The following is a 13,807-nucleotide window of genomic DNA, read 5'->3' as shown; positions in this document are numbered from 1 at the left end:
TCTGTTAAAGAGGTGAGAGAACATGGCAGAGGTATGGATTGATGGGCGAAGAGTGCCTGTTGCAACCGCGTACCCGGTCTATCACAAATATCGCCATCAGGTCATCGGTATGGCTGGAGAAGCGGATGATACCGCGATAGCGTTAGCAATTGACAGTGCCAAGCGGGCTAGAAGTAAACCTCTTAGTGTGCATGAACGCTACCGTATTTTAGAGAAGGCGGCCGATCTTTTGCAAGAGCGGCACGAAGAGTTTGCTAAATTGATTTGTCAGGAAGCGGGGAAGCCGTTAAAAGATGCGCGCACGGAAGTCAGCCGGGGACAACAGACGCTCCGGTATGCGGCCGTGGCTGCGAGAACTTTACATGGTGAAGAAATTCCCGTGCGCGGCAATCCCGGATCGGAGAATCGGTTAGCTTTAACCTTGCGAAAACCCTATGGCACTATTTTGGCCATTACTCCGTTTAATTTTCCTCTCAACCTCGTCTTACATAAAGTGGCCCCGGCCATTGCGGGCGGCAATGCCGTCATTTTAAAGCCGGCTCCGCAAACGCCTTTGACGGCTATGAAATTGGCAGAACTTATGGCTGACGCGGGGCTTGCTCCGGGATGGCTCAATGTTCTTACCGGCTCGGGCCCGGAATTGGGGCAAAAGCTTGTGTCCCATCCCGACATCCAACTGATTAGCTTTACGGGGTCCGAGAAAGTGGGACAAGAAATCCGAGCCCATGCAGGACTCAAACCCGTCCTTTTAGAACTTGGCAACAACTCGGCGAATATTGTGCACGAAGATGCGGATATTGACTTGGCGGCTAAAACCCTCGCCGCCCGAGCCTTTGGATATGCCGGACAAGTGTGTATAGCCGTTCAGCGCATCTATGTTCAGCGTAACATTTTTGAGCAATTTCAAGAACGCTTGATTGCGGCATCGAAGGCTTTGGTGGTTGGCGATCCCGAAGATCCCCGTACGGATGTAGGGCCTATGATTACCGAAGATGCAGCCAACCGGGCTTGGGCCTGGTATGAAAATGCCTTACAACAAGGAGCGCATGCCCTCTTGCCCGCGGAAAAACAAGGCGCTTTGGTGACGCCGACCATATTAGTCAATGTGGCTCCTTCTATGCAGGTTATGGCGGAAGAAGTGTTTGCGCCGCTTGCGGGTTTAGTTCCCTATGACAGCATCGATGAAGCGATTGCTTGGGCTAATGAGAGTCGTTACGGCTTACAAGCCGGGGTATTCACCCGCTCTTTGTCGGTAGCCATGCAGTGTGCGCAGCAACTCGAAGTAGGAGGCGTCATCATCAATGATTCTTCCTCCTACCGAGCCGATAATATGCCATATGGCGGAATTAAAAATTCGGGTCTGGGACGAGAAGGGCCCGAATATGCGATTTTGGAAATGACCTATCCTACCGTCGTGGTGCTAAACTTATAGGATCTTGGAGGATCTGGGCCAAAATAGTTAAGCCCCGGGCCAGGTCCTCTTCTGATGAGGCTAAGGAAATGCGTACATAGTTGTCGGTCACGGAGCCAAATGCGGACCCCGGAGCTACGGCAACTTTTTCTTGTTTGAGCAGTTGCAGTGCAAAGTCTCGTGAACCCATTCCCGTGCGGGAGATGTCAACTAAGAGATAAAATGCTCCATCAGGGCGGTGAGAAGGGATCTGATAAGAGTTCAGCAAGTTGACTGCGAGATCACGCCGCCGCCGATAATGTTCAAGACGGGTCGTAATTCCTTGGGCACCGGTTTTTAGGGCGGTGAGTCCCGCATATTGTAGTGGTTCGGAAACGGATGACCACAATCCCATCGCAATACGGTTCAACGATTCGCTGTAGGGCCATGGCAGGGCCACATATCCTAACCGCCATCCTGTCATGGCATATGTTTTAGAAAATGAATACACAGAGATGGTGCGTTCTGGCGCAAGTTGTGCGGGAGAAATCACGGTATCGGTGTAGATGATTTGATCATAGACCTCATCAGAGATAATCCACAAATCATGTTTGTGAGCAAACTCGACAAGCGCTTCAATGACCTGACGCGGGGGAATGCTGCCTGCGGGATTGCCGGGGAAATTCACCACGATGGCGCGAGTTCTTGGTGTGACGAATTCTTCTAAAAGAGAGAGATCCGGCCAAAATTGGGGAGCTGGTAAGGGATAAAAAATCGGATCAAGATGCAACGCACGAATGCCACCTAAATAATCCGGCCAGCCCGGGTTGGGCACAAGAACCTGATCCCCAACACCGAGCGTGCCAAGAAAGGCTAAAAAGAGACCAGGGCTTCCTCCGGGAGTGACCAGAATTTCTTCGGGTGACCGAATTACGTGATTGACGCTGCGAATTTTTTCCGCTAGTGCTTCCCGTAACGGCAAAATACCCCATGAGGACGTATAACGATTGTGTCCGCCACGAGCCGCTTCGTTAAACGCGTCGATAACGGCCGGATCGGGAGGGAAATTGGGTTCTCCGGTTTCTAAGCGAATGGCCCCGGGCATTTGCAAAGCGATATCGAGAATTTCTCGGATTCCTGAAGTTGGCAGATTGTCTGGTTGGGCCCAGTACACAGATGTTCCCCTTTCTTGGTGCAAAAATGATTCAGTCACGGTAAACTCTAGTTTAAAACTTTATTGGGATTCGGAAAAGACAAAATTTTTCGTGCTGCTAAGGAAACAGGAACTTGTCCCTTTTATCGCGAATGATATGGTATGGACACCATTGGCATTTCCGAATCATTGCACCGAAAAATTGAATGGACTTTGCACAACGTTTTTCATTTGCCTGATTTCCGGCCGTTACAACGGGAAATCATAAGCCATGTGTTTTTAAACATCTCGCAACTCGCCATATTGCCTACTGGGGCTGGTAAATCGTTATGCTATCAACTTCCCAGTGTACTCCTTCCCGCTCCCACCGTGGTTATCTCTCCATTATTGAGTTTAATGCGCGAACAAACCCAGCGTTTGAATGAGCTGGGCATTAGGGCGGCGCACTGGAGCCATTGGGAACACTTGGGTGAGGGCACCGAAGATGTCTTGACAGCATGGGCTCGGGGACGATTGCGGGTGATTTTTCTCGCCCCTGAACGGCTTAGGCATCCGGATTTGCTGAGACAGATTGACCGCTTGCCGTGCAGTTTACTAGTTGTTGATGAAGCCCATTCGATTTCGGAATGGGGCCATGATTTTCGTCCCGATTACCGCCGGATTAAACAGTTTCACCGCTTACTGGGACAACCTCCCATTTTGGCGTTGACGGCCACCGCAACTCCGCAAGTGGAAGATGATATTCTCCGGCAATTAGGGCTCAGCCCGGAAAAATGCCTGGTCACACGACAATCTATGGATCGCGCCAATATTTTCTTAGCGGTAGAAAAAGTGGCCAGCAGTAAGGAACAGCACCACGCCGTTCTTGATGCGATACAGCAAGAATCTGGAGCTGTTATTGTCTATACTACCACCCGTAAACAAGCGGAGTATTGGGGGCGGTGGATTCATCAAGCCATTCATGAACCGACCGGTATTTATCATGCCGGACTTACGCAGAAGGAAAGAATGGCTGTACACGATGCATTTTCCACGGGTCACTTACGGATTGTGGCGGCGACCACCGCATTTGGAATGGGAATCGACCGCAGCGATGTGCGCGGGGTTTTGAACATTGGGATGCCGGAGTCATTAGATGCTTACACCCAAGAATGGGGACGGGCCGGACGTGATGGCCAAAGAGCTTGGGCTCGCTTGATTGTTACGCCCCAAGACATGACACAGCGGCGCAGAATGTTAGAACGAGAACGTCCGCGTGAACAAACGGTCCAGCAAATTATGAAGATTGTTGACCGTTGGCCGTTACACCGTGGAGTATGGTGGGACCTTAACAGCGCGGGGACGATGACGCTAGATGAAGGAAGTTTAGATTTTGAAGCCATGGCGGAGGTTATTGTGACGGCGCTGGAAGAAATGGATGTGGTTGAGGTACTGGCAAAAAAAGCGCATCAAATGTTCGTGCGCGTCAAAAAACCCGTGGAATCCTGGATGACCCAAGCCCTCAATGACAGGCTTCAACGCTTATATGCTCACCGAACCACCCAATATGAACAGATGAAAGCGTATATCGATACAGCCCGTTGTCGGCGTGAAGCGATTTACCAATATTTTGGCCAATCCCTGTCTACCCCTTCGCACACTCCTCAGCTGTGCTGTGATCGGTGTGCACAGTCTTCATTTTCCGGGCCACAACCGGCGTTGATAAACACGGAAAGTGATAGAAAGGTGTGGGAAAAACTCCGGGCATGGCGCCAGCAGCAAGCGCTTGATGAAAAGGTTGCTGCATATCTTATTTTTAGTGATCGAGTGCTGCACGAACTCTGTGAGCGCCAGCCAAAAACGTGGGAAGAATTGCGCCAATGTCCGGGCATAGGACCGGTAAAATTAGCGCGCTACGGTCAAGCCCTGATAGCGCTTTTTCGTCAGGCCTCTGAAGACAAGCCGATAAAGACATCTGACAGAGTTCGGGTGAAGTCGGCGAAAGAACAAGCGTGGAATCTTTTTGCTGAAGGATTGCCGGTGCCAGAAGTGGCTGAGCGAGTGAACCGAAGGCCTTCCACTGTCATCGGTTACCTAGAGGAATGGATCATCCAAGATGAAAGCCGGGCATGGAGTTGGTATGGCGAGAGTCTGGTTCATCCCGAGGTTCAACAACAAGTGGAAGACTGTTTGACCCATGATCCCAACCAGACGTTAAAGAGTTTGTTCATTGCTTTACAAGGAAAGTATTCCTATGACCAACTGCGCATTGCCCGAGCCCTGGTAAAGAAATCACGGAGAGCGCCCGACATGCGCTGCTAACCAGACGCCGATGCTCACACTGCCTCCGGTTGCTAGTAAGTGACATGCCGGACGGTTGAGTTCATGGCGGACTTTGCGGTCGGATAGATAGAAGCCGAGTAGCCCGCGGGCAACATAACGGTGAAAAGCCGCGTCAGGAAAGTTTCGGGCCTCTTGGACAATATGGTGATAAATCCATTGAAGCCGCTGGGTTGCCTGTTCGGGACTGTGGTAATAAGTGACAAAATTCAAATCGCCGCCTTCACGGTCCTCTTCTTGATCGATGAGATAATCGAGTAGAATGTGTAACGCCCCAATCCAGGGAAAATAGAGACGAAATAAGGTTTCGATTTGTTTATCGTCCGGATCTTTTTCTAATGCTAAGGTGAGTAAAGCAAAAATACCAAGAGTAGACCCCGTCGCGGCAGCAAACTCCCACCAAAATAAGCCATTTTCGGGATCCGATTCCTTTTGAAACCAGGTGGTGAGACGATCCAAGCGAGTAGGCACCGGACCATGCTTATACACTTGTAAATCCACATAGAGGTGAACTAAACGCGTGATCGCGGGTTGAACCGCTGGATAGCCGGGGAAATGGCTTAGGGCGGCTTGCGAACGGTGCACCAAAGACGCCAGGTAACCGCCATCTTCGCCATGGGGATGATTCCGGTAATAGTCTCTGACGGGGGCTAAGGGCGTGATGGCATCGATTAAGCCTTGATGCAGTTCCCGCAAATTGTCCGGATCTTGGGAGGGACCTCTGTCGGTGACGGTATCCAAGTAGTCGCATAAACTTTGGTAGGGGACTAGAAATTCCAAAAGATAGCCGTGAGGATCACGAGACGGTCCTCCAAACACCCCTCCGCCTTCACAGTGAAATTGTTTGGTTTGTAAAGAGCTCAAAGCCTGTTCACGTAAAACAGGGTCTGGGATGTCTTGCGCCATTTGGTGCAACTCACCGATTAAATGGACGACACGGGGACGCACTACCCGAAAATATTCTGCTCCCCATTGCCATGACCTGATGAAGTCTAGAATTTTTCCTGACATGGTATTCTCCTTAATTCGGCCTCCATAATCGCTTACCACAGTGTATGTCTTATCATGGCCGCTGATGCCACGTCGCTCAAATTAGGCTGGCTGTGAAAGGCGCTAGAGCCGAAAGGAATCACAACCAAAGAAATCGCAGAGACCCGCGTTCAGCGCGCAACGAAAACAAGTGGGCACGTGACTGATGGGACATTGTTGATGAATGACCCGTAATGAAACATTATGCAAAATAGTACCATGCGCGTTTTGCCTGTTACTAGTCTCTTAGACTATGCCTAAGTATTTCTGAGATCTTCTAGCGATATTTCAATTGAGACCGTCATGAAAAAGCCGAGCTTAAGCTCGGCTTTGGGGTCTCGGTGGTAAATGTCCTGGCGTCAATACCGGTTTTTGACTAAAATCCGGCATCGCGGGGGGATTTTCAGTGAGCAGGCGCATGCCCTCAGCAATGGCCCGATCGAGCTGGCGGTCATAACCATTATGGTAGTCTTCAGGACGGTTTTCTACGGGAATCGTAGGATCTGTCCCATAATTTTCAACTCCCCAACCCACATCTTTAAACCAAAAGGAAAATTCGGGTTGCGTCGTAATACTGCCATCGACTAACCGGTGCCGGGCCCATATGCCAATGACCCCGCCCCAGGTTCGTTGTCCGACTAAGGGACCGATTCCCATCAGCTTAAAGGAATGCGAGAAGATATCGCCGTCAGATCCCGCATATTCATTGGTGAGGGCCACAATAGGGCCCAAGATACTGTCTTGCGGATAAGGTTCCGGCTGACCATGACGGGGCACATCATAGCCCAGACGCTGGCGTTGCAAGTTTTCTAAAATCAACTGCGAAACATGTCCGCCGCCGTTGAAGCGTACATCTACAATGAGCCCTTCATATTCCGATTCTTTAAGGTAAGCGCGGTAAAATTCGGCGAATCCGCGGGGACCCATGTCAGGAATATGCACATACCCTAGCCGCCCTGAAGAGGCATGATGCACCTTTTCGCGATTATTATTGACCCATTGTCGATAATAGACAGGCATTTCTTGAGGTAACGCAAGGACATCGGCGGTTTTAAGAACCCTGTCACCTGGCCGAATATAACTCAGGCGTACGGCTTGTTTTGCCTTGTTGATTAAATGCGCCTCGGGAGGCAATGTGGGATCTAATGGCTTGTTGTCTACCATGGTGACAATATCGCCTTCTTGAATGTCGATACCAGGCGCCAATAACGGAGAGTTTTCCCCCTCAGTGGTGCTGTCGCCCCGTGCAATCGCAATGATTTGATAGCCATTAAATTCCGGAACCCAACGCCATTTGGCAGCTAAGAAACCAATTCGGTTACTAGGTTCTTTGCGATAATCGCCACCGATTTCATAGGCGTGGGATGTGCCTAATTCGCCCTGCATTTCCCAGACTAAGTCGGAAAATTCGGAGCGGGTGGCCACTCGCGGAAGTAGAATTTGGTATCGGTGAAAAATTTGTTCCCAATCAATGCCCGACATCGATTCAGACCAAAAGTTGTCCCGCATAAGCCGCCAGGCTTCACGCAACATTTGTTCCCATTCTGCGCGCCGGTTAACAAATAATGAGATACGTTGAAAATCAACGAAGCCTGTTTCCCGTCCCGGTTTTGTCGATGCTTTCTCATCCAGTTTGTCCCCGGCTTTGGCAATTCGCAGCTTTTTGCCCAATCGGATAGCCATAGTGTTACGGAGGGCGTTGAGCGAAAAACTGGTGATGTGAGAGCCTAATACCTCCTCCTTCAAGTCTTTTAAGGAATATTCGTGAAGAGTCGCCTGGGATGATTCACCGTCATAAAATGAGGTATGTAAACTGCCGTGAGGTTCCACCGTGGTCCAGTACACTTTATCGGGGCCGGCTTCTAACTGACGATACAGCCCTTCTTGCACGGGAAAGGGCACAGCCCGGTCTAATATCCCTTCAAAATCGATAGTGACCAGTTTGTTGGCATCAGACCCCTCCGTCTCGGATTTGTCATTGGTGTCCACGACAGGACGTGGCTCTGGCATGAAGGGTGAACGTTGTTCCTTTTGTAAAGGAATGAGATAAGGGTGCATGCCATTTGGAAAACCCAAATCAAAACGCAGATTATCGTACACCGGATCAAAAACTCGGTGGGACAGGAAATATAAAAATCGTCCAGCGGGATCAAAAACCGGGTCGGAATCAATCAGAACGGGGCGCGTGATCCACTGGCTTTCGCGACTAATCAAATTATACACTTTGATGGCGCAGGTTTTGGAAGATTGATGCAATCCATAAGCGACCCAGCGACTGTCGGGGGAAAAGTTGATACCGCGAACCGGACCATAAATCGACCCATCAATTTGAGATAAGGTAAAAGCCTTTAAATCCGCTAGCCATAATTCATGGCGTTGATTGGCTATGACAGCAAACTGGCCATCGGGCGAGACTTTCAATGCCGTAGCTTGGCCAATGCTGCCGGGAAATCGCGTGCGGGAATGGGTTTTTGGGTCCAGTAATTCGAGCCCTTCTTCACCGCCATCATCAGAGATGGTCAAGACCTGATCACTGCCTGGTATCCACTGACTTAACCGGTACCGCACTCCTTCGAGAGCGCCTAGAGGTTCGACGGGTCCTTCCCAGTTACCCATTTGAAAAAGCTTACCACGGGTGGTGATGAGTACTTTCTCTCCCGAAGGATTTAACGCATAGTCCGTCCAATAATCTTGAGCCTTGGCATAATAGGGTTCGACTTGGGTTTTTTGGCTGTAATATTCAATAGCCAAACGGGTATTCTCACCGCTTAGAGGATCGAGGACATATAAGTCAGCACCAGCATGATAGACAATAAAATGACCATCTGTGGAGGCATTACGTACGTAATAGGTTTCATGGTCGGTATGGCGTTCTAAATGGCGACCATCTGGCTCAATCGAATAAATATTGGCATAACCTTCATGGTCAGAAATAAAGTAAATACGGTTTCTAATCCACATAGGGGATGCAAAATTTCCATTGACCCCTTCATAGCGCTCAAAGTGGCCGCTTCCGTCTTGATCGATCCATAATTGACCGCGTGTTCCGCCCCGGTACCTCTTCCATCGGGCAGGATCTGCGGTATTACGTCCTAATACCACGCCTTGATCCGGCCCAAAGGCAATGTTGTTAGCTGGGCCCCAATGCATCGGTTCAGGCTCGCCGCCACTTAAAGGGAGACGATAAAGCATGAACAGTGAACGAAAGGGCTGGCCCGCATTGGATGAAATAATGAGGGAACCGTCAGGATGAAAGGCGACGGGTTGTGTGTTAGCGCCTAAATATGTCAAGCGGGTGACTTCTCCGCCTTCCTGAGGCATGATATAGACTTCATTGTCGCCTTCTTCGCGGCCGACAAAGGCAATCCATTGCCCATCGGGTGACAATAGGGGACGAGTTGCCGAGCCCCATCCTGCAGTGAGCCGCCTTGCCACCCCTCCATCCTGGTCTACGGTCCATAAATCATCTTCGGAAACAAAAACGACGTGATGTTGAGCAATGGTTGGATACCGATAATAACCGGCAATACCCATAATGACCCTCCTTAATTGAGCCGTTTGAAACCCGGACAATTTCCGTATCGGTTATGTCCAGTTTTTGTTATAGGGAAAAAAGACATACTGAGATGCTTAAAGATCGATCCTGTGATGGTCCTCCTCCCTCGTGCGGCAGATGAAGAGAGGACCTACGCGCCTGGGGACTGTCACCGGGACTCCTCTTCTTGTAGCCATAGCCAAATGGTTTCCAAGACGATACTGACCACGGCAATTTGGTCCGTTAATCCCATACTTGGCATATGCCGTCTTGAGGCGGCTTGGCTAGGTAAGAGAGGCAAATGCAAAAATCCTGCCGGGATGTCCTTTGCGCTATGACGCATAAGATATAAAGCCTGATTGCACATAAACGCTCCCGCTGACAAGGACAATTCGATGGGCAAACCGTGTTGGTGAACGGTCTCGACAATCCGACGGACGGGAAGCGTACTAAAATATGCCGGGGGACCGTCTGGTCTAATCATCTCATCATGATATTGTTCATGTCGGTTGTCCTCGATACGGCTATCAATCAGATTAATGCCAACACGCTCCAGAGTTGGTACGACACGGCCTTCGGCCTGTCCTAAACCCAAAATGGCATCGGGACGCACTTTGGCGATCAATTCAGGAATTTGTTGTTCCACGTCGCGCTTACTGGTTTTCAGTTCAGCACTGACAATATAATCGCGCTGGGGAAGACGGGTGGCAACTTCTTTGGACACATTGATCGTATCACCACCAAAGGGATCAAAGTATGTCACCAAAATCACAAGATTCCGTCCTTTCTTGGTTGAACCTCCGCGATCATCCGCCGGGATATGGAGCAATAGGAGAACCCAGAATAACCGCTTCACGGTAGCGCCTGATATTCCTGCCCTGAACGACGAGGTTTTACGGCGCATCCTGATAAACTATGTCCAAAGCAAAAATGTACGGCAGATTTGGAGGGTACTCTGCCGTACGTTATATCTGTTCCCTATTCATCGACAAAAGCCCTTTTCTAGTATATGGAAATGGACGCCAGACGGCAACTTACGCCGTGTGACTCATTGGTGGTGTTGGATGTTCGGCGCTAATTAGGTCAATCGGAATCCACGGTTCTAGATCCTCGACATAAGAGCAGATCGGATAATTATCACAGATTTTGTAGACGTCTCCCGAAATATGGTTGGTGACCGTGCGAAGAGGATGTCTCCGACATTTGGGACAAATCATAATTGTTAGCATCTTATTACCCCTCCTTGAAAATAACCATGCAAATGAACACTTCAAAAAACACAAGAATCCGTGTCAGTTATTACACACAATCAAAATGTTTAAACTTTACAAACGCCGTGTCATCTATTCATCAGTCAAGAGTTTCTAGGAGATAGATGAATAACTATGGTTGTTGATGTTATTAAACACGGAAGTTGTTTCAAAGATGTTTCAAGTTTCAGAAGATCACCTGAAAAGGTTGAAATTATTGGCTCCTCACCCGGTATCTCGTCTTCATACCGGGTAGGGTATATAATATGAAGATGTAACGGCATTTTTTCACGATGAGCCGGATATCCTAGAGACGGCAAAGGGCGGTGAGGGGTAAAGTATGGACACAGAAAAACGCCCTGTCATTGCGAAATATTGGGACCGAGACGATTTAATACGCCGTATGCGTCGGATCGAAGGCCAAGCACGTGGCGTCCAGGCCATGCTTGAGCGCGACGAGGATTGCAAAGCTATTTTGACTCAATTGGCGGCGATTTCTGGGGCACTCAGCCAAGTCGCTCGTGTCGTTAGCGCATGCGGGGTGGTAGATGGAATTGAACAAGCAGCCGGACCACTAGATCCGGAACAGATTCGAGCGATTTTAGCCGAACTCAATGCGAAAGGTCGGTTATAGGTCTAGAATAATAGCGGGAAAATTGACCTAAACTCAACCAGGGCAAAGACATTTCAGGAGGACTGAGTGGCTGGAATTCCTCGACTCGGCAAAATCGTTATGGTGTTATTGTTGGCTTTTGGCGGTAGTCGTCTTGATGCCGGCGTCACAAGCTTTGTGATACCGCCAGCAACGGATGGAATTCTTCCCGCTCCGGCAACGATATTTGGCCCGGATTCGACCCAAACCAATTATGGTTATGAATCGGCTAATACAATTAGCCCAATTATTCCCAATTCCTATACCGCGATCCGTTCACCGAAATTTGTCGGCGTTCAGTTTATTGGGGATAATCCTGGGATCTTAAAAGCAGACAACTTTCAGTTACAACTTATCGGCAGCAAAGGTCTCATCCACACGAGCCCACTGCGCTATGAGTCCAATGGATTTGTCGGGGTTCACTTGAAGAGACCCTTATTGCCAGGTCGTTATACGGTTCGTTTTATAACCCCAGGGTTCCAAACCCCGCTTTCTACGTGGTCGATTACCGTCAAGCCGTGGTCGACGGCTCAACAACAAAGTCTCCAGCCTTATTTAGCAACTGCTGATCAAAAGAATTTTATTAGGGCGTTAAATGCTGTACGGAGCCGTTTGTATGAGGCGCCCGTGTCCTGGAGCAAGGGACTGACTTGGGCTGCTGCCGCTCATGCGCGCTATGTGCAGCAAAATGGCTATCATGCCCCGTCATTTCATCTTGAAGAGCCTTTCAAACCTGATTTTACAGGACGAAATCCGTGGGACCGTGACATGACTTTTGGCTGGCCCACGCCGCTAGATGGTGAAGTCGGTATTGAGTGGAGTGTTCCCATGGCGCCCGTTGCGGTTATTCAAAACCTTGTCGATACGGTTTTTCACCGATTGTCTATTTTATCCCCTAATGCGGTGGCGATGGGAACAGGCGAAAGTACAGGTCCAACAGGAGCCGTGGTCATGGACCTAGGCTTTGGATACCGCTCCACATTGCCATTTGCCGTGGTCTATCCAGCGCCGGGACAGCATGGAGTTCCCACGGGATGGATAGATATGGAAAGTCCGAGCCCGGTAGTGGGAGGATTTTCAAAGCAATTTGGATACCCTATTACCGTGGACTTTCCCACGGTGCAACAACTTAGTGACGTGCATGCTGAGATTACATGGGGCAATGTCACACTCCCGGCGGTTGTTGATGAACCGGGTCTTCACGACATGGCTAGCAATCAGGTGGGCATTGTTCCTTCTCAGGTGCTACGACCCGATAGCCAATATCAGGTGTCGGTGACGGCCAATGCCCATTTTAATAATCAAAGTGTGCATCCCATCCGCTTAAGTTGGCATTTTACAACGGGAGGTAGTGATCAATCAGTCGCTGTAGAACCGCGTTCATCCGGTATCGTGACGATTTCTGTGGTTAAAGCGGGTAGTGGTGTTCCGATTCAAGGGGAAGCGGTCCGCATCTATCGTGCCGTTTCCCCTGAGCATTCCATGGTTGTGGGACAGGGAGTGACCAATGGTGAAGGTTTGGTATCGTGCCGTATCCCCAAACCGCCTCGTAAAGAAATATTTGAAGCCATAACAGCTAGTGGAAACAGTGCGCAATTTTGGTGGTGACAAACGTGCTTGCCGATCCAAGAAAACAGACGACGGTCATTCTTCTAAGAGATCGCCCTCTTCGCTTGGTGTATTCCTTGTGGCCAGGTCAGAGTGAACGCCCACCCTGGATATTTATCCACGGCATGGGATCATCACGGTGGGCGTTTGCCGATCTATTGGTACGCAGACCTGTGCCCGGACAATATCTTGCAGTGGATTTACCGGGATTTGGCGATTCCATGTTGCCCCCTTTCGTGCAGACGTTAGATGATTTTCGGGAAGCAGTGCATCAACTCATAGAACAGTTGCACCTGGTGCGGCCAATTTTGGTGGGGCATTCTTTTGGTGGGATGGTGGCAGGGAGCGTGGTCAGCCATTATCCCCAAGATGTGGGGGGATTAGTGTTAGTGGCGAGTGCAGGCTATTTTCCGCCTGACAATGCTATGAAAACCTTGCCATGGACGTGGCTTAACCGTATTGGCATTTGGATAACGAGTTTTGACTTTTATGGGGACCGGATGTTACAAGCTTTAGGACTGAATCCTTCCCAGATCCCGCCTATCACGCGCGAACGGATGCGCTATGGGTGGCGGCGGGCTAAAGAGATGGCTCGGATGCGAGAATTTTATGCTGCACCGAATTTCGTGGAAGACATTGCTCAGAGTCGAGTGCCTACTGTGGTCATTCATGGGGATCGCGATATTTTGTTTCCGTTGCCAAAGGTGCGTGAAGCCATTGGTTCGGCATTTCCTCTTCTCGTACTTCCGGGCGCCGGCCATCTTCCCTATGACTATGATCTCGATAGGTTTATCGGGCTATTAAATGAAGCCTATCAAATGATTCAGCATAAGGAAAAAGAATCGTGAAGAATATGGCACGTGTCCTTAAA

Annotated in this window: 9 protein-coding genes; 5 read left to right on the top strand and 4 right to left on the bottom strand. The window is 49.7% G+C overall.

What is annotated here, in order from left to right:
- Positions 1–22 precede the first annotated feature (22 nt).
- The gene (locus AOA63_RS17935; RefSeq protein WP_053961109.1) at positions 23–1,432 is read left to right on the top strand and encodes an aldehyde dehydrogenase family protein; all 1,410 of its coding nucleotides are present in this window, start codon (positions 23–25) and stop codon (positions 1,430–1,432) included.
- Here the strand turns inward: AOA63_RS17935 and AOA63_RS17930 are convergent.
- Positions 1,407–2,564, bottom strand: a complete 1,158-nt coding sequence (locus AOA63_RS17930) for a pyridoxal phosphate-dependent aminotransferase (RefSeq protein ID WP_053961108.1) — start codon at positions 2,562–2,564, stop codon at positions 1,407–1,409. The two genes, AOA63_RS17935 and AOA63_RS17930, sit on opposite strands and share 26 nt — an antisense overlap.
- A 141-nt stretch (positions 2,565–2,705) precedes the next feature.
- Between AOA63_RS17930 and AOA63_RS17925 the strand changes: the two genes are divergently transcribed.
- Complete coding sequence (locus AOA63_RS17925; protein WP_053961107.1) at positions 2,706–4,844, top strand: RecQ family ATP-dependent DNA helicase; 2,139 nt, start codon at positions 2,706–2,708, stop codon at positions 4,842–4,844.
- On the opposite strand, the gene AOA63_RS17920 is transcribed toward AOA63_RS17925, so the two are convergent.
- The 3 genes from AOA63_RS17920 to AOA63_RS17910 form a co-directional block, all read right to left on the bottom strand.
- A complete protein-coding gene (locus tag AOA63_RS17920) occupies positions 4,815–5,873 on the bottom strand; it encodes a tetraprenyl-beta-curcumene synthase family protein (RefSeq protein WP_053961106.1) in 1,059 nt (352 codons plus the stop codon). The two genes, AOA63_RS17925 and AOA63_RS17920, sit on opposite strands and share 30 nt — an antisense overlap.
- Positions 5,874–6,209: 336 nt before the next feature.
- On the bottom strand, positions 6,210–9,425 hold the full coding sequence (locus AOA63_RS17915; protein WP_053961105.1) for a S41 family peptidase: 3,216 nt from the start codon (positions 9,423–9,425) through the stop codon (positions 6,210–6,212).
- Between the two features lie 170 nt (positions 9,426–9,595).
- A complete protein-coding gene (locus AOA63_RS17910) occupies positions 9,596–10,198 on the bottom strand; it encodes a pyroglutamyl-peptidase I (RefSeq protein ID WP_171822789.1) in 603 nt (200 codons plus the stop codon).
- Positions 10,199–11,016: 818 nt separating this feature from the next.
- Here AOA63_RS17910 and AOA63_RS17900 point away from each other — a divergent pair.
- The 3 genes from AOA63_RS17900 to AOA63_RS17890 all read left to right on the top strand — a co-directional run bounded on the left by AOA63_RS17900 (position 11,017) and on the right by AOA63_RS17890 (position 13,784).
- Positions 11,017–11,310, top strand: a complete 294-nt coding sequence (locus AOA63_RS17900) for a metal-sensitive transcriptional regulator (RefSeq protein ID WP_020376619.1) — start codon at positions 11,017–11,019, stop codon at positions 11,308–11,310.
- Positions 11,311–11,376: 66 nt separating this feature from the next.
- A complete protein-coding gene (locus tag AOA63_RS17895; RefSeq protein WP_053961104.1) occupies positions 11,377–12,936 on the top strand; it encodes a CAP domain-containing protein in 1,560 nt (519 codons plus the stop codon).
- Positions 12,930–13,784 carry an alpha/beta fold hydrolase gene (locus AOA63_RS17890; RefSeq protein WP_139061696.1) on the top strand — a complete coding sequence of 285 codons (855 nt, stop codon included), beginning with the start codon at positions 12,930–12,932 and terminating at the stop codon, positions 13,782–13,784. Before AOA63_RS17895 ends, AOA63_RS17890 begins: the two co-directional genes overlap by 7 nt.
- Positions 13,785–13,807: the final 23 nt, after the last annotated feature.

The organism is Sulfobacillus thermosulfidooxidans, assembly GCF_001280565.1.
In the GTDB taxonomy this organism is placed as follows: Bacteria; Bacillota; Sulfobacillia; order Sulfobacillales; family Sulfobacillaceae; genus Sulfobacillus; species Sulfobacillus thermosulfidooxidans_A.
Note: the sequence above shows the minus strand (reverse complement) of the source record. Positions and strands in the feature narration are given on the sequence as shown.

What these genes read in the sequence shown, in the direction of transcription:
- AOA63_RS17935 (WP_053961109.1), top strand. Translation starts at nt 23, where the DNA reads ATGGCAGAGGTATGGATTGATGGGCGAAGAGTGCCTGTTGCAACCGCG.
- AOA63_RS17925 (WP_053961107.1), top strand. Translation starts at nt 2,706, where the DNA reads ATGGACACCATTGGCATTTCCGAATCATTGCACCGAAAAATTGAATGG.
- AOA63_RS17920 (WP_053961106.1), bottom strand. Translation starts at nt 5,873, where the DNA reads ATGTCAGGAAAAATTCTAGACTTCATCAGGTCATGGCAATGGGGAGCA.
- AOA63_RS17915 (WP_053961105.1), bottom strand. Translation starts at nt 9,425, where the DNA reads ATGGGTATTGCCGGTTATTATCGGTATCCAACCATTGCTCAACATCAC.
- AOA63_RS17900 (WP_020376619.1), top strand. Translation starts at nt 11,017, where the DNA reads ATGGACACAGAAAAACGCCCTGTCATTGCGAAATATTGGGACCGAGAC.